Here is a 17,903-nt window from a genome sequence, read left to right on the forward strand (position 1 = left end):
GTTACAAAACGTAATTGGGAATGTTCACTCAGCACCTTCAATTGGTGCAAAACCTTGGCGCTGAATATTTTCTGTTACCGCGCGTGGTTCAAGGAATTGTAAGAGGTAATCAGGACCGCCTGCTTTAGAACCTACTCCAGAAAGTTTGAATCCACCAAAGGGTTGTCGTCCAACTATCGCTCCTGTAATATTGCGGTTGATGTACAAATTCCCGACTTCAAATTCTGTCTGTGCCTGCTGAATGTGCGAAGGTGTTCGAGAATAAAGTCCTCCAGTTAAGGCGTAGTTTGTACCGTTGGCGACTGCTAGCGCTTCTTGGAAATCTTTCACCCGAATTACCGCCAGCACAGGGCCAAAAATTTCTTCTTGGGAAATTACCGCATTTGGTGATACTTCACTAAAGATTGCAGGGCCGATAAAATATCCTTGTTCGGGTGCTGGTAATTCCAAAGCTAATTGTGCTTCTGTCTTACCCTTTTCAATGTACTCCCGGATGCGATCGCGGGAATTAGCATCAATCACTGGCCCAACTTGTGTACTCGGTAATTCAGCTTCCCCAATATTCAAGGATTTTGTCGCTTCCACCAACCGTTGCACAAAGGCATTATAAATCGGTTGCAGCACAATCACCCTGGAGGCGGCAGAACATTTTTGTCCACTGTAACCAAATGCCGACTGCACTACCCCCACAACAGCTTGGTCTAAATCAGCACTTTCATCGATAATAATGGCATTCTTGCCACCCATTTCAGCAATCACCCGTTTCATGTGCTTTTGTCCAGGTTTCAAAATTGCCGCCTCTGCGTAAATTTTACAACCTACTTCCTGGGAACCCGTAAAAGCAATTACATGAGTATCTGGATGATTTACCAAATAAGCGCCGACTTGCGAACCTTTACCTGGTACGTATTGAAATACACCTTTGGGAAAACCAGCATCTATTAAGACTTCTGTGAGTTTTGCTGCAATAACAGAAGATGTTTCCGCAGGTTTGAGGAGAGTGCAATTGCCTGAAACCAGTGCTGCAACAGTCATTCCACAAGCGATCGCTAGCGGAAAATTCCAGGGAGAAATTACCACAGCAATTCCCCGTGGTTGGTAAATATAATGATTAGTTTCACCAGGTATGTCGTAATTCACACCTTTATCTAACCGTTCTATCTCCTCAGCGTAATACTGACAAAAGTCTATAGCTTCCGAAACCTCTGCATCAGCTTCCTTAACTGGTTTCCCAACTTCCAAAACTATCCAAGCTGAAAGTTCAGCGCGGCGTTCTTCCATTAAATCGCCAGCTTTCCGCAAAATATCAGCGCGTTGTTTAGCTGGTGTTTTCCTCCAACCAGGAAAGGCAGCTTTGGCAGCTTGCATCGCCTGTTCTGCTTGTTCAACGCTAATCAACCCAACCTTACCAACTACTTCACTGAAATTAGAAGGATTGAGAGAATCAACAAATTCCGGCGGATTCACATATTCGCCATTAATTACTGGTAAATAAGTTTTACCCAACTGTTGACGAACGCTTTGGAAAGCTTGCGCGGCTTTCGTTCTCACCTCTTTTTGGGCGTAATCGGTATCAGCAGCACCGAGGAAATGAGAGTGAGTAGAGACGCGATTAATCGCGTCTGTACTTTGGAGAGACGCGATTAATCGCGTCTGTACGTTAGGAGTTAAAGAGTTCTTTTCATCTTTAACAATCGGCGGCGCTAATAATTCTTCGATTGGTCGATTTTCGAGATTTTGCCGTAAAAAAGAACTATTAGCCGTATTTTCCAACAATCGCCGAATTAAATACGCCATCCCAGGTAATAATTCACCATAGGGACAGTAAACTCTCACCCGATAACCTTTGTCAACTAACGCCTTGGCAACTTTATCACCCATACCGTAGAGGACTTGCAATTCAAAGCGACGGCGGGGGACATTTAAACTTTCAGCTATGGCAATGGCACGAGCGTGCGATCGCACATTATGGCTACCAATGGCAGAATACACATATTGAGGATTTTCTAACAACAATTGAGTGATGGTTTCAAAGTTAGCATCAGTTGCAGCTTTGTCGTTGTAAACTGGCTGTGGCCAATGCTTCTGCGCTGCTTTGATAGTTTCCTGATCCCAATATGCGCCTTTTACCAAGCGGATTGTTAGAGGATAGCCACGTTCTTTTAACCAGGAAATTACGTCTTTAGTATCTTGCTCGCTATCACGCAGATATGCTTGAATTGTTATGCCGATATCTGTGCGTTGCCGAAACTCTTCTTCTAGTAACAGTTTTTTTAGGATGCTGAGAGTTATGTCTTTATAGGCATACTGTTCCATATCAAAATGCACAGCTGCACCTAATTCTTTAGCACGACGTAAGAGAATACGAATGCGATCGCTAACTCGCTCCTCACTACCTTTAGCATCTAATGGGTCAAATTGGGAATAAAACGCTGTTAACTTAACAGAAACCTGAATTTTTGGGATTGTTTCGCCATCAGCCTCATCAATAGCCGGGATAGCTGCCCAATTCTTCGATACTTCCACCAATTGTTGCATTAATTCTAGATAGCGTTCTAGATAGGACTGCGCTTCGGCTTCGGTAATTACTGCTTCACCAAGTAAATCGATGGTGAAAGCCATTTTCTCTTTTCTTAATCGTTCAACTGTTTTGATGACTTGTTTAATATTTTCCCCAGAAATATATTTATGGGCAAGAGTCTCAACTGCTGTCCCAACAGTTGTAGCAGCAACTTGTCCTGGCATCGAATCGGAATTAGCAAAGTTTAGCATTCCCTTCAAAGCTGACGGTAATTCTACCGACTCATCACCTAAATATTCTTGTAAATGTGAGGCAATTTCTGATTTACTGTGCAAAGCAGGTAGCGTATCTATAAAGCGAAATAGTTGCACCCGTAACCCAGGATTACTCATTGCCCAAGCTAATAATTTATCATCCCAGCGCATTTGATCCCGCAGGGAAGAAAAAAACGAACGATTTTCCTGCGTTGCTGCTAGAAGTTGTTTAGCAATTTCTTGGGTTTTAGCTTCGTAGGTGCTTGTTTGTACTTGTAATACCACTGATAATAAACTCCGTAAATCAAGGCAAGGCTTTTTGTACAAAGCCTGTGTCTTCTATTTTGACGCTTTCATATATCTAGTGGGGAGTAGGGAGTGGGGGTAGACAAAGAAAGAATAACCCTAATAACTAATGACAAAGGACAAATAACTAATGCCTCATGCCCAATTTAATAACAAGTGTTATCCTTTTGTTGATCTATTTTTAACTTGATTAGACAGATGTTGCAGCACAAAAGATTAACTCAGTCATACTAAGAGTGTGGATACTACGTTTATGCCTACAGAAAACCTCACGCATATCTTATTTTCTAAGTGGCAACACACACTTCAACCCTTTGGCGTTGACCAGGTAGCGGCTAAGAAGGCTTTTAATGATTTGGTTGCAGCTTACTCTACCCCTGGTCGCTACTACCATACACTGAAACATATTGATCGCGTCTTCAGCACAATTCAGATTTTGCAAGGCTACACCAACAATCTAGCTGCTGTTCAACTAGCTGCTTGGTTTCATGATGTAGTATATGACACTCAAGCTCAAGATAATGAACAACGAAGTGCAGACTATGCTTTTGAGCTGCTGAGTAATTTGGGTATTCCAGAAAGTACCATAACTATTGTCACCCGTCTAATTCTGAACACTAAAGACCACCAAGCTGCGGTGGATGACTATGATAGCAAAGTTCTACTTGATGCAGATTTAGCGATTTTGGCTACTAACCCAGTCCAGTATGGAGAATACGCCTATGCGATTCGTCAGGAATATAGCTGGATAGCAGAAAAAGATTATATCATAGGTCGTCAACAGGTTTTAGAACGATTTTTACAGCGATCGCATATTTATTTTACGCCTTTAATGTCAGAGTTTGCTGAACCATGTGCCCGTAGCAATATCCAGGGAGAAATTCAGTCTTTATTGTCTCGTTAGTTTTAGGCGATTCTCATTTAGATGCAACACGCGGTAGGGTAGCACAGCGATGCATCCCCACCACAAACTTGTATTCCATACAATTGAAATCAGCTACAAATTTGAAATTTCTTAGCGTCTGCTACCGCCACGATGAGGTACTTCAGTGTCTTGTAGCTTTATTTTAGGTGCAAAAACTTCTTGATGTTGTTGCGGCTGTTGCGGCTGAATTTTTTCCTGTGCAAACTTGACACGGGTACGAACTCCGAGATCAACATCTGTATCGAGCATTTGCTGAAGTTGATTTTTAATCCGCGACGCTTGATCGGGTAAAGTAACTGCTATAGCGATCGCTAATGTTTCTAAACTTGTCACTGCTGCATAGCGCACTACCCACTCTGGATCTTGAGAAATTAGTAATAGCGCCTCTAAGACCTGAGTTTGAATAGATTCTAGTTTCTCAGGCGGTATTTGCTGCCAGCGTAAAATGCCTAATCCCCTGGCAGCTGCCCGCCGTACACTCAGGGAAAAATCGGTCTTTGCTGCCTCTAACAAGGTATCCAGCGCCCGGACATCACCAATTCCCGCTAAGGCACGAATAGCCCAGGCTCTAGCACCATAGTTGTAGCCATCAATTAGTTGCAATAGTGGCTGCACTGCGGCTTCGCCGATGGCAATCAGTCCATCTACCGCCGCCACCGCCGCACCTGGATTGTTATAGCCCAAAGCTGCAATTAGTGTAGGAACAGCTTCTTCTATACCAGCTGCTGCTAACTGTTGAACTGCGTCTAATAACCGATCCGAGGAATCTGCTTCTTCTACAGCACGGATCAATATTTGGGCCAGCTCGCTATTATTCATAATAATTTCTCTTGAGTAATTTGTCGTCAGCCAATTGTAGCTTAAGCTCTCCGTAGTTGGCATCATACATAAACCCCCTAGCCTTGATTTTATTGTGAGCTTGGGGGTTTATCTGTGGTATAGATTTTGTTGCAACGTATTAATAACAACTAATTATCTAGAATTTATGACTACAACAGCGAGTCCATCAAATTCATCACTTTAATCGCACCTTCTGAGAAAGTGCTTGGTGTTATGTGATTAACTTGATGTTCTAGTAATCCTTTAAGAGAAATTAGCTTGAGGCTATTTTCAGCAAGAGTCTGTGCGATCGCATCTGCTGCGGGTAGATATCCAATCGCTCCCAAATCTGCCAACACCGCTCGACGCAATTGCAATTTCTCTCCCGTCAGAGCTTTTACCAGTCGTTCTCCATAAACTGGTTGTTGGGTTAATTGATACATGGCTCGGGCGGCAGAATATTGCACCAATTCGATTGGATGCTCTAAGAATGCTTTTACTAAAGGGGCAAACTCAGTCGCTCTCAAGGTTCCCAAGGCTTCTAAGATAGCGTCGTAGGGTTGAGATAAATCAGGCTGCTTTGATATAAGCTGCTCTCCCTCCAAACCTACTGCTAATAGCTTGATTAGCGCCGAAATACAAACCGGATTGCCCAGCATCTCTAAAGATTGTACTGCTGCTTCTCGCACATAAAAATCTGAGCAGTCTAAACACCCAATTAAAGGTGGTACTGCCTGGCGATCGCCAAGTTTGCCTAAGGCTCTAGCCGCGTTTCGTCGCAGAGGATATCCGCCTTCTGGTGTCCTGTCGGCTTCATCATCTAAGGCTTCGATCAGTGCTGTAACCGCAGCTGGTTCATTTATGCGAAACCTTCCCAACCACCAAGCAGCATAAAATCGCAGACCTAAATCTGCACTCTCAAGATTAGCTAGAGCCTGCTCTACAGTTAAAGATCCACCGTCGGCATTATCACTTGTCAGTGATAAATCTTTAATGTTCTCCAGACTGGGATTCATGGCTGTGTTCGCTATGATGTTGTATCAGCGTTCAATGGCTCAATGCTGACTATTTTGCCACCCAAGCGAGTAATGCGCTGCATTTCCTGGTTCATCCGGTTCTCAGGCACTGTAATAAATACACTAGCACTAGAACGAATGGGATAGCCGACTTTTTCTGTTTCTTCGCTTTGGCGCAGACCGACTACTTCATAGCGGAAGGAGCGCTTACTATTTATACCATTAATTAGTCCAAACATAAATCAATTCCATCCAAATTTATAAATTTAAGTTGTCATTAGTCCTTGGTCTGAAATTAATGACTAATGACTAATGACCAATGACCAATGAGACTAAAGTGGTTTCACACTGGCGATTTTACCACCTTGTTTTACCACTCTCTGGAAGTAAGCTGATAGTTCTTCATAAGGTATAATTACCGCTTGATTGACCCGGCGTGTGCTAGGATACCCGGCTCCAAAAACGCCTGCAACTTCAATGCGGTAGAGTCTGCCTTCTTTGCCGAAAGTTCCTGCACCGCCGAAAGTACTGTTGGGGGTAACGCCTTTTTCTGGGGCAACGTAGGAAAAGCCGGAAGGACCACCAGATGGAGGAACAACAACAGATGAACTATTGCGACCTAGTTCAACGGCAAGGCGAGAGGAATTACCTTTAAGTTGGGAGCGATCGCTACTGGCATAGCCGCGATAAAGTTGAAATATCCGGCTAAATCCTACAGTTTTCTGACCTGTTTGGGTTTTAAAGCCGCGATAGAAAGGCACAATATTTTCACCAAAGTTACTTTGATACTCTGCCGAATCAATATAAGAATCAATATCGGCTTCATATCCCTTGGTTTGATATAAGTCTAAGTGATAAACCACCTCAGACTCATCATAGGGAGCGCGACCCAATAAATGCTTATAATTCAGTTCAATGACGCGAGTTTGAAAGCTGTCGTAGAAAAACTTGGATTTGTACAGTTCTGATTTAGCTACTTGACGCACAAACTCTTGTACTGTACTTTTCCCATCGCGCAGAATAGATTCAGCACTTGTGAGACGCTCAGATTTCATTAAGTAATCGTTGCCCAAGAGCTGACGATAGACTGCAGAAATCACCTTCTCTATGTCTTCTTTAGTTGCATTTAGGCGCAATTCTACAGGAGCGTTATCACTAAAAGCTTCTGTTCCCAAACGGGATGCTGCTGTTGTAATAGCCATTGGTAATTTTCCTTTTGTAATTGGTAGTTGGGAAAAGTTAGGAGTTAAGAGTAGGGGTGGAGTTAGAAATTGAAAACTCATAACTCCTCACTCCCGATTCCTAACTCCTCACTTAATTCCCGATTCCCTCTTTAGACAGCTGTGATACTAATCACTTTGCTGCCCTTACGATTAAGCTGCTGCAATTTACTAGAAAGTTGTTCGTAGGGTACAAGTAATTCCGCAGTACTTCGCCGCACTACAGATGAGTTTGGAGAAGCTGCTTGTAGTATCCTAATTCGGTATGTTTCTCCTCTTCCACCTGATGAGAGGCCCGTTAAGGCTCCTGTAGAGACTGGGTAGATGGGTGAAGCCAGATTCTTAGCTATTTCCCAAGTTAGGCGTCCTTGTTTTAGCCCTTGAGCGCGATCGCTATTGGCATAACCCCGATACAGCTGGAATAGTCGGCTATAGCCAACGTTTTTCTGCCCTACTGGACTATTAAAGCCACGATAGTATGGCACAATATTTTCGCCAAAACTTTCTTGATATTCTTGCGAGTCAATGTATGAGTTAATCTCAGCTTCGTAACCTTCTGAGTTGTAAAGCTCAACATGGTACGAAATCTCTGACTCATCTTCTGGGGCGCGACCCAATAAATGTTTATAATTCAACTCGATAAACCGAATTTGCGAGTTGGAATGGAAAAACTTCTCCCGATAGAGTTCCGACTGAGCAATGGCTAGCACAAACCCCCGAACTGAAATCACACCCTGCTGCAACAGTGATTCTGCACTGACAAGACGCTGTGATTCCATCAGGTATGCATTACCAAAAACCTGACGGTAAGCTGTGCGGATGATCACTTGCACATCCGTTTCTGTTCTATCTGGACGTAGTTCTACCAGTCCTGAGTTTTCTAAGGCTGCAATTCCTAGCCTTGCTGCTTGTCCCAAAGCTGCCATCTTTAAACCTCCTCAGTTTTAACTGGAAAACTGAAAACTTTTTAGAAAAATCTTTTCTCGTCTTTTAGAAAGAAAGAATTCAGGAGTTAGGAGCAAGAATTTAGAATTTAATTCTATGCGACGACACTTCGACAAGCTCAATGGCCACTGGTGGATAACGCACCACAAGATAGTCCAGAAGCGTCTGAATCAAAGGTGAAACACCACCCTAAATATGCATTAGTGGTCAATTTTAGTAGTGGTGGGTGAATCCCACACTCAAAGATTTCTAAATTCTATGTTCCGAATTCTATATTCTTCTTTAACAGTCTTTTGAAAATAAAACTGCCCAGAAAGGTAAACCAACTCCTAGCTATTTGCTAACAGAGCTTGTTTTCCTTTCCGGGCTAAATACACTCTCTAGCTTAGAGCGTTAATTGCGTAGTCGATGTAGGAATTAGCTTCTACAGCAGGGTCACCACTTAGACCGTGGTTAGATTTAATGTACTTGAGAGCTTCAACATACCAGCTGGGAGATAGATCAAAGGTGCGGTTGATTTCAGCCAAACCAGAAATCAAGAAGTCATCCAAGGGACCTGTACCACCTACAACTAAAGAATAGGTAACAATCCGCAGGTAGTAGCCAATGTCACGCGCACACTTTTCCTTACCAGTGTTGGTAGAAGCAAAGTTAGGACCTTGTTGTTGAGTGGTGTAGGGGAACTTGTTGTACACCGCTTGAGCTGCGCCTTCTGTCAAACGTTGGGCATTAGCAGACAAGCTTTTTGCTGCTTCTAAGCTAGCAGGAGCTTGGCGGAAACGACCAAAAGCAGTTTGAATTTCGGTGCTGGAAAGAAAGCGACCTTGAGAATCGGCAGCTGCAACTGCTTCGGTAAGAGGTGTCTTCATGGGCTTAGTATCTCCCTATTTACAATTTTGTTGAAATTTTGTTTTCTCTAACTGACAGTAGTCAGGCAATATGTCTTAAAGCGGTTTAGTTTAACCTACTGCTGCGGCTGCACGATCAAAGTAGCTAGCAACTTCAGATAATATTGCGCTGCAATCACCTCTGGTGATACCGTTGGGGTCGCCAGCAAGAGCAAGAGCTGCATCCTTCATTTTTTGTACGCCAACTGCTACTGAAGCACCAGGAGTTCCTAGCGCCAAATAGGTTTCGCGCAGACCGTTTAGACAACGATCATCTAACACACTTGCATCACCAGCAAAGATTGCATAGGTGACATAGCGTAGGATAATTTCCATGTCGCGCAAGCAAGCAGCATTTCGGCGGCTAGTGTAAGCATTACCACCAGGAGCAATCAACTGAGGTTGTTCTGCAAACAAAGCGCGGGCTGCATTGGCAACAATTGCTGAGGAGTTGCTGGTAATCCGGTTTACGGTATCTGTACGCTTGTTGCCATCTTTAACAAGGGCACTTAGAGCGTCCAACTGAGCAGCGCTGAGATATTCACCGCGTGCATCAGCTTGGGTGATTACTTTTGCAAATGCATCTAAAACCATTGCTTTTGTCTCCTAGTTTGCTTAATTAAGGATAATTGAACTCAAAACTGAATGGTTCAGTTTATTTTTGATGTCAGTACTACCTGACGAGTTACGAAAGGTTTAAAACGGACATCCACAGAATAAGTTTACGATCTCCAGGCTTTCAGATTAAAACTTTTGTTACAAAACTTCAAACTTATGTGAATGACTGGAAAACCTGATTAAGATGTTGTTTCTTCTTTCTCAGTTATCTTTATACAATGCTGTTGCGTCATTATTTATTACAAATTATTGTTATGTTTGTTAATTTCCTTTACATAAATTTGCATTTTTTCCCCCAAAAGATGGGATAATTAATTTTTGGGAAATACCTTTAAGGGTGTGTAGGTGCAGTTCCCCGCAGGCATGGCACTTGTAAGCTAAGTTTAAAGGGTAAAAGAATGAACTGCGAATGCGAGTGCGTCTAGCAGAGGAAACGCAAAGTACACCGAAAAGAAATTAAATCATTTATCATGGTAACTGTTTCGGGGATTTGACACTTCGGCTACGCTCAGTGACCACCCCGACTGAAACACACCACTTGTTAGAAGTGGGGGATACTGACTCCCAATTGAGTTACATTTTTTAACTGATAACTGAATAATTGTTGAAGAATTTATTTACTCGTCAAAGTTGACTTGATAGACCACTAATGTCTCCAAGAAAATCTACCTCTGAAGACGGGAGTAGGCAGTGGGGATGAGGGAAATTAGGAAGATGAGGGGGACAAGGTGACAAAAGGTGAGAACTTACAATAAATCTTTCCCCTTGTCCCCAATTCTCGTTGTCTCCTTATCCTCTCCCCCAATGCCCAATGCCCTTTGAGTTAAACCAGTAGGGATGAACACAGTTTGTTTTCGAGTTCGATTTCGCGGTCTTGGGTGGCGACAATAGCCTGGGTGATGACGCGCTGGCTGTCAAAACCGACTGCGTGTAATTGCAACCACTGTTGAGCTTCATTGCCTTCGCGGAGGATTTTGTGCAAAGGGGAAAGGAAACAACTAAAGCCTTGTTGTTTAGCGATCGCCCAAACATCCTGGTACATTTCAGAAATCCAATCTCTGGCTAGGATACTTCTACCATTTTGCCAATGCTTCAACTGAGCATCGAGACTACCAGCAGCAGCAGCAGCTTCGTTGTCAGCATTCAAGGTGATGAGTTCTTCGGCACAGAAGGTACTTTGGGTTAATGGATCAATAGTGGGATTTTCGATTATTTGCAACAAACGCGCTTCTAATAAGGCAGTAATGGCTAGCAAGGCAATGGGATCTGTGACTAAATCGCAAATTCGCAATTCTAAACGATTTAGGTCATAAGGACGGCGATCGCCATTTGGTCGCACTGATGCCCACAAATGCCGCACGTTTTGCATGGTTCCGGAAAGGAGTTGATCTTCCACCCACTGAATATGATCAGCGTGGTTGGCAAATAATGGCACATGGCTAGGCGTTTGCGGAAATACGCCCCAACGGGTGGAGTGATAGCCAGTAGCTTTGCCATCTAGGAAGGGAGATGAGGCGCTGAGGGCGAGAAATAGAGGTGCTTCCATACGGATGACTCGACAGGCCCGCATTAATACTTCTGGGTCGCTAATGCCGACATTGATATGTACGCTGGCGGTGACTACTTTTGTGCCGTAGGTGTTCTCAATGTAATCATGATAAGGATTTGCAGGATCAGAACGGAGAAAGCGATCGCTCCCACCCAAAGATAAAGTACTCCCCGGTATCAGGGTATAATCACCCAAACGATTGAGGTAGTTTCGCAACACCCGTCTCGGACGCAGCAAGGCACACAATAAATCTTCGTAATTATGGAATGGTTGGGTTATGTATTCGACGTTGCGGCTATCTGGCTCCCGCATAAATCCATCCAAATCTGCAACAATTTTGTCGGAGAGACCGACGATTTCACCTTGAGGCATGCCAGTGTACATCTCAATCTCAAAGCCTTTTAATAAGACCACTTTAATTTCTCCTCGCCTCTCTCTACCTATAAATTGTATCGAATAACACGAATCTCTGGATCTATCTTTAAGTTAATCAAAGGTTAAAAATCGTCTTGTTGATAATTCATACCAAATCAGGACGACAAATTTATTCGCTGTCTTTCAGAGAATTATTACTTACTACTAAAATGTAATAAATATATTAATTAAATTTATTTAGGGTATAATTTGGACTTATGTATGTTACCAGTTTTGGTATATTGCGAAATAAAATTATCAGGCAAATCACTCTTTTGGACAATATTGAGGCGGAGAAATTGCGCCCAGACTTCATCAGTAAGTAAGTTGAGAGCAGTTTTGGGATTATTAATTGCGATCGCGCCTATAACTTTTTGCCATCTCTGTTGCAATTCTTCAATAAAAGCCTCTTCAATAGAAACTTGACTCAGCAACGAAAGTGCAGTTTTAAAACTTTCTGAATCACCTGATAAATTTTTCGATTTTAATCCCTGTAGTGCTACATTCAACCATACAGGCAGAAGTTCCAACCAATTATTTTTCTGTACCTCTTTGAGGGCAATATCTTCCATATATAGCGCACCCCACACACATAAAGACTCTACAGCAAGTTGATAATCACGATTTTCTAAAGCATTTTGCCATAAATTTTGAGCGTGATTTTGGAAGCGATTAACAAGAAATTCATAAGCTTCCTGAACTTGAGCTGGAATGGTAACTTTATAAACTAACTCACCTCGTGGTAGATAATCACCGCGATATGATAACCAGTTATGAGATCCGCAAAGATAGATTTCTTTATCAACTATTACTTCTTTTACATGGGAATCTCCCAACCAAAAAACCTGTACAGATGGTAAACCATCAGGTGTTTTGAGCGCTCGAAGTTTTTTTTGTACTACTGAAATTGATTTATCTTCATCTTCTTGTCGCCGCGCAATTCCATATCCAATTAAAATCCAAACTCCGCGATTAGCTAATTTCTGTAATAAAGTTAAAAATTCTTCATTAAAAACTGCCTCATTCAACCAAGGAGAATAGATTATAATCTGACTTTTAGCCAAATTTAAAATTTCTAAAAAAGCTAGGTTAATTTGTCCATTGCGTAACTGTATAGCTTCACCTAATACTTTATAACTATCTAACTTACCAGTGGCTTTTATGGCAGTTTCTAGCACATTTTGGCGAGTCTTTTCAAGTCTAGCTTCTATTTCATAATTTTTATTTTTGAGAATGGCTTCACTTTGAAAATTGATAGTTTCAGTTGATAATTTACATAGTGCGTGCAAAGATATTTTACCTTCGGCATGTAGCAGTTCTAACCAATTTGATGGTGATTCTAAAATTTGCTTTCCGTTTCTCATTTGAATGTTCAATTTATCTTCAAGGACATCGAAGATAACGAAAAGCGATATCTTTCTCCAAAATTTTTGAGTCGAAGCTATTACCCTATAGGAAGTTACGATTTTTCTTTCTTCTGGTACATGAAGTGCTAAACCTGAAGCTTGAATACTTTTTTGTATTTCTTCAAGAGGTAAGGAGGCAATATCAGCAATTGTACGATCAATAGCGATAAAGTCTGCCAAGTCAGGTAAATTTATCGTTGTCTCATTTAAAGATTCAGATTGAAAGGTTATCTTATCGCTTAGAGGGTCTGTAATAGCATAAATTTGTATAGGATATGGCGGCTGCAGTACAGACCCTTTTTCATAAAATGAGCGACCTTCAGGAGTGACTGTAATTGGCGATGTTGGTGATAGAGTTTGTAAAGAACGTAAAGTTGTAGTAGTAGTTTTAATAAATACAGAATCAAGCCCAAGTACAGAGGCTAATTCATCCTCTGTTGGCGGAGGTTGAAATTCAATAGCAGCGCGGATAATAAATTCTTCGAGTACGTTAAACTGGCGAGGTTCTTTAATGTTTACTTCTACAGGAGTTTGACGCAAACTATAACGGAATTGACGCGCTGCTAAAACTGATAAATTATGACTTTGTGCTTCTATTTCGTCTACTAGTTTTTTGAGATTTTCATCAATCGGTTTAGCAGAAAAGGCGAGAAACATCAACGAAACCTCCATGTAGACGAATGATATTTGAAACTTTGGAGTACATACTCCCGATTTGTCCATGCTGCTAAGTAAACAATTTAAATACAAATAATAAATGACAACCTTCTTTTGAAAGAGATGCTGCGCGAATATAAGTAAATATACAATTTAAATGCGTGACAGCTTATTTGTGAGAAAGGTTTGACTAGCTATGTAAGTAAAGTGATAGTAAATACACTTCCTTCTCCTAATTTTGATTGCACAGATACACTACCACCCATACCCTCTACAAGAGTCTTAACAATGGATAAACCCAAACCACAGCCACCAGTAGCATGAGAGCGGGATTCATCTACGCGGTAAAATCGTTCAAAAATACGTGTTTGGTGTTGTAAAGGAATACCATAACCTTTGTCGCAAACTTGAATAATCGCTTTGTTATGAATTTGACTTAACTTTAACAGTATAGGTGTATTAGCTTCAGAATAATTAATAGCATTATTAATTAAATTAAGTAATATTTGTTTAAAACGACTATAGTCTACTTTCACTCTAATAAGATAAGTTATTGATTCGATTTTAATTGAGCGATCGCTATATTTTTGTGCCATCACTACCACTTCTTCAACTAAGTCATTTAACACATAATATTTCATCTGGAAATTCAAATAGCCACTATCTGCTCGGGCTAAATCAAGTAAATCCTGTAATAACCTGATGGTACGTTCGGCTTCTGAAGCAGCAGTTTCTAAGGCTTCTTGTTGAATTTCGGTTAAGTTATTCTGCCGTCGTAACACGCTTTGTAAGTACCCATGTACAATCGTCAATGGTGTACGTAATTCGTGAGAAACATTACTCACAAATTCTCGTTCTTGCTCCCAAGATTGTGAGAGACGTGATAATAACATGCTTAAAGTTTGAGCTAATTCTTTGACTTCACTGGGTGCATTGTCAACACATAATTGTGCTTTTCCTAAGTCTTCTATAGAAATGACAGAAGTCATCTGACTTAGCTGGCGCAGTGGTTGCAGAGAACGCCTAATATAAAATGCACTTATAGTTATTATTACAATAATTGCCAAAATACAGCTAATATTTAAACTTTGCAACATTGCCATAAACATTGTCTGTTCACGAGTAATATCATGCGCTACAAATAGCTTACCCAGATACTTACCCTGCACTTGCAAAAGACCACTACTGATAACAAAGTACCTTTGATTAACTTTGTAAATTTGTGGTTTAATCTTCATATTACTAAGGAACATTAACTCAGTCACCGTAGAGTTGGGTAATAAATCCAAAGTAGCTGATTTTATTAAAATTTTATCATCAGGGCTTTTTAACCATAAAAATAGGTTGGTATTTGCTAAGTTATTAATAGCTTTTTGTAATCCAGTTTCCGGTTGCATCATTTCACTGTAAAGTTGCACATCACGCGGCAAGCGCTCAGTGATTTCTTCTATATTATGCTTACGACTATCAATCAAAATTTGCTGCATTTTCCAACTAGTCCATGCAGCAAAACTACCTAATATTAAAGTTGAAAATGTGGCAATACCAATGGTTAGGCGTAATTGCAATGAAAAAGGGTCAAGATTTATCCAAATATTTGTGGGTTGCTTCACTTTTAGTTTTATCTAAAGTATTAACATGATTGTTAGTTATGTTCATTATTGATTTTTAGGTAGAGATTGTGGCTGGATTATACAAGATTTAGTATCACATTTTTGCTCATAAAGCATATTGATATAGCGTTCTTGCCAAGTGAGTGGAACTTCTAACAATGAGCGCGTTCCTGTTATCCCCTGCCCAATAAATAGTAATAAAGCAAGACAACTAATAGTAATGTGAACCTTACGCCAGCGATTATCTTTATAAATGTCTGGCAAAATGGAAAGTGAAATAATCATCAGCAGAGCAGAGGTTAGCCCATAATAATAGTGAGAGACATACCATTGGTCAGTTTTACGGTAGATACCATCTTGACATCCAAGCACCACTAATGCCATTCCTGTAAGAGTTGCAAATATAGCACGCCAGTTTTTCTGCTTTGCTTGATAGAGAAAATACAGAGAAGCGATCGCAGCCACAAACAATAATCCGATAAATACTACCTGAAATGGTGCTTTCATCCAAAGTTGATTTTCTAAAATATTACCAAAAATATCGTTGGCAAACGCTATTAAAACAATACTTACAACTGCTCCCGTTAGCCAGCGACCCAACTGAGTATGCTCTTGTCCTACAGTGGGGGGAATTTTACTCTTACCTGTGGCTAAAGTTTGTAATCGGCGTTGACGGACTTGTAAAGCGCGGTTGACAATGACGCCAATTAAGGGAAATACTACAAGTACAGCGATCGCTGGATGTAACAACAAAATAGCATCTCTAAATTCCATATCTGACCTCTCATCAAAAGTTATAAATTAGTTTTATCGAACAGAATTCAGGAGTCAGGAGCAAAGCCAAAGACGTTCCTGAATTCTTGTTCAATTATTTATATTTACCTATTTACAAATAAGGATTACTTGACCTCATCAGCCTCAAACTTTGGTACTTTACCTTTTTTAACCGCAACTACTACATCAAAGGTAGAACAGTATGAAAAGGTCACATTATTGGCTTTATTGTAAAGATTAACCACCATACCTGCACCACCGGGTTGAATACCTAGCGGTTCAAGATCACCAAAAAAGAAACGACGTAGTTCATCACCACCACCAAACTGACCCTTATGCTTGATAACCAAATCAATCTTTTGTTGAGTAGTCAAACCTGTAACATCTTTCTTTTCTGCGGCTGATGCTTGCACTAGTGAAGGACTGACGATTTTAAGTGGAACATCCCAGACTGTTAGCATACCAACAAGAGCAACACTTGTAAGCAGAGAAGAAGCAATTTTCATTTGTTTTTCCTTGTGTTGAAGTTTCCTGATGAACTAAAGCATCTCATCTGCTACTGAAGCTCAAGTGAAACCAATCTAGTAATTGTCTGAATTTATTCCTTAGAGAAATTTAGTTTAGACTCAGCATATTCTCAGGAAATTGTGAGATTTTCAATCTCAGCCTGCTTTAAGTGTTTTCTCAGATTCATCTCAGCTTAAATTACCCAAGTTAGCAGAGTATAGTAAAAAGTATTTTTTGCAGCAGTATTATTATGAGCAGACCGAAAAGATGGCATCCTTTTATTTATAAAATTCCCAGTCAAACCTATCTCTGGCTAGCAATTTTAATTTTTGGAGCCTCTAGTGCAGTTACCCGCAAACTGACACAAATTGGCGCTCAACATTTCATGGATGGTCGAAATCCGATTTCTTTATGTAATGTTTTATTCGTAGGAAATCTATGTGCCTTGATAGTTATGTTACCTATTTATAGGCGACAGTGGAACAAAAAGGCTTTGCAGCAATTGTCAAGGAAAGATTGGTTGGCTCTGATAGCAGTAGCTATTTTATTAGGAGCGCTTGTCCCTGGCTTAATTTTTCAGGCATTAGCATTAACAAGAGTCAACAATATTATTTTGATTGGACGCTTGGAACCACCTCTGGCTATGGCTTTATCAGTCTGGTTGCTGAGAGAACGGGTAAATCGTTGGGAAGTTATAGGAGCGATCGCTGCATTTGTCGGGGTTGCCCTAACTATTCTTCTGCAACCCTCACAGACGGCTATGATCAACATGGGTGCTTTCAGATTAGGTCTTGGGGAATTATTGGCGGCGATCGCAGCTGTGGCTTCAGTAGTTTCAACAATTATTCTTAAAGAATGGCTTTCTGATATCCCAGCAGGAATCTTGAGTATCTTTCGTACTGCTCTAGGAACTATAATATTTTTCTTTGCAGCTTTAGTTCTCTATGGCCACGACCACTTTATGGGTATATTTTCACCTTTCCTGTGGCAGTGGATGCTTGTTTATGCTAGTGTAATTGTGGTTTTAGGTCAATCATTTTGGCTCAAGGGTTTGAGAGCTTCTACCGTGTCAACAGCTTCCTTAGCTGGCTCTTTTACTCCAATTGTGGGAATTTTGGCAGCTTATTTAATATTGGGTGAAGTCCCGACCTTCGCTCAATATATCGGTGGTAGCTTGATTTTAGTTGGCATATTCCTGGCCCAGTTTAGTATTCGCTTTCAGATTTCTCGTAAAGTTGCAACTCAAATAGAACAAGGTATGGGATTTAAAGGGATTTAAAAAGTACAGACGCGATTAATCGCGTTTGTACAGGAGTTATTTCTGCCTCATTTTCCCCTTTGAGCAAAAAGGCCCTGGTGAAATGATATGCAGCTTTTTTAATTCTTCTCAGTGGAAAACACGCGCCAGATAATAAAGACCGTAAAACCTAGATATGTGAATACTGTCAGCCATTCTTGCCAGCTACCAAATT

At 40.9% G+C, this 17,903-nt stretch carries 15 protein-coding genes; 2 read left to right on the top strand and 13 right to left on the bottom strand.

What is annotated here, in order from left to right; all coding sequences use genetic code 11:
* Positions 1-24 precede the first annotated feature (24 nt).
* Positions 25-3,060 (bottom strand): L-glutamate gamma-semialdehyde dehydrogenase, encoded by a 3,036-nt coding sequence (pruA, locus tag V7L20_RS21775; RefSeq protein ID WP_334746092.1) that lies wholly within the window; start codon positions 3,058-3,060, stop codon positions 25-27.
* Positions 3,061-3,334: 274 nt separating this feature from the next.
* On the opposite strand from pruA, the gene V7L20_RS21780 reads away from it, so the two are divergent.
* The gene (locus tag V7L20_RS21780; RefSeq protein ID WP_334746093.1) at positions 3,335-3,985 is read left to right on the top strand and encodes an HD domain-containing protein; all 651 of its coding nucleotides are present in this window, start codon (positions 3,335-3,337) and stop codon (positions 3,983-3,985) included.
* 111 nt (positions 3,986-4,096) lie between these two features.
* Here the strand turns inward: V7L20_RS21780 and V7L20_RS21785 are convergent, their stop codons facing one another.
* The 12 genes from V7L20_RS21785 to V7L20_RS21840 all read right to left on the bottom strand — a co-directional run bounded on the left by V7L20_RS21785 (position 4,097) and on the right by V7L20_RS21840 (position 16,430).
* Entirely contained in the window at positions 4,097-4,825 is a 729-nt protein-coding gene (locus tag V7L20_RS21785; RefSeq protein ID WP_334746094.1) for a HEAT repeat domain-containing protein, read from the bottom strand.
* Positions 4,826-4,995: 170 nt separating this feature from the next.
* Positions 4,996-5,841 (bottom strand): HEAT repeat domain-containing protein, encoded by an 846-nt coding sequence (locus V7L20_RS21790; protein WP_334746095.1) that lies wholly within the window; start codon positions 5,839-5,841, stop codon positions 4,996-4,998.
* 11 nt (positions 5,842-5,852) lie between these two features.
* Positions 5,853-6,080 (bottom strand): phycobilisome linker polypeptide, encoded by a 228-nt coding sequence (locus tag V7L20_RS21795; RefSeq protein WP_334746096.1) that lies wholly within the window; start codon positions 6,078-6,080, stop codon positions 5,853-5,855.
* A gap of 93 nt (positions 6,081-6,173) precedes the next feature.
* Entirely contained in the window at positions 6,174-7,043 is an 870-nt protein-coding gene (locus V7L20_RS21800) for a phycobilisome linker polypeptide (protein ID WP_334746130.1), read from the bottom strand.
* Between the two features lie 131 nt (positions 7,044-7,174).
* Positions 7,175-7,987 (bottom strand): phycobilisome linker polypeptide, encoded by an 813-nt coding sequence (locus V7L20_RS21805; protein ID WP_334746097.1) that lies wholly within the window; start codon positions 7,985-7,987, stop codon positions 7,175-7,177.
* Between the two features lie 399 nt (positions 7,988-8,386).
* A complete protein-coding gene (gene cpcA, locus V7L20_RS21810) occupies positions 8,387-8,875 on the bottom strand; it encodes a phycocyanin subunit alpha (protein ID WP_334746098.1) in 489 nt (162 codons plus the stop codon).
* A gap of 90 nt (positions 8,876-8,965) precedes the next feature.
* A complete protein-coding gene (locus tag V7L20_RS21815; protein WP_334746099.1) occupies positions 8,966-9,487 on the bottom strand; it encodes a phycocyanin subunit beta in 522 nt (173 codons plus the stop codon).
* A gap of 847 nt (positions 9,488-10,334) precedes the next feature.
* The gene (gshA, locus tag V7L20_RS21820; protein WP_334746100.1) at positions 10,335-11,474 is read right to left on the bottom strand and encodes a glutamate--cysteine ligase; all 1,140 of its coding nucleotides are present in this window, start codon (positions 11,472-11,474) and stop codon (positions 10,335-10,337) included.
* A 194-nt stretch (positions 11,475-11,668) separates the two neighbouring features.
* Positions 11,669-13,537 carry a hypothetical protein gene (locus V7L20_RS21825; RefSeq protein ID WP_334746101.1) on the bottom strand — a complete coding sequence of 623 codons (1,869 nt, stop codon included), beginning with the start codon at positions 13,535-13,537 and terminating at the stop codon, positions 11,669-11,671.
* A gap of 194 nt (positions 13,538-13,731) precedes the next feature.
* Positions 13,732-15,150, bottom strand: a complete 1,419-nt coding sequence (locus V7L20_RS21830) for a sensor histidine kinase (protein ID WP_334746102.1) — start codon at positions 15,148-15,150, stop codon at positions 13,732-13,734.
* Positions 15,151-15,195: 45 nt separating this feature from the next.
* Positions 15,196-15,924 (bottom strand): DUF4079 domain-containing protein, encoded by a 729-nt coding sequence (locus V7L20_RS21835; protein ID WP_334746103.1) that lies wholly within the window; start codon positions 15,922-15,924, stop codon positions 15,196-15,198.
* Between the two features lie 125 nt (positions 15,925-16,049).
* Complete coding sequence (locus V7L20_RS21840; RefSeq protein WP_334746104.1) at positions 16,050-16,430, bottom strand: hypothetical protein; 381 nt, start codon at positions 16,428-16,430, stop codon at positions 16,050-16,052.
* A gap of 251 nt (positions 16,431-16,681) precedes the next feature.
* Here V7L20_RS21840 and V7L20_RS21845 point away from each other — a divergent pair, with 251 nt between their 5' ends.
* Positions 16,682-17,710, top strand: a complete 1,029-nt coding sequence (locus V7L20_RS21845) for a DMT family transporter (protein WP_334746105.1) — start codon at positions 16,682-16,684, stop codon at positions 17,708-17,710.
* Positions 17,711-17,903 lie beyond the last annotated feature (193 nt).

This window comes from Nostoc sp. (assembly GCF_036916735.1).
Lineage (GTDB): Bacteria > Cyanobacteriota > Cyanobacteriia > Cyanobacteriales > Nostocaceae > Nostoc.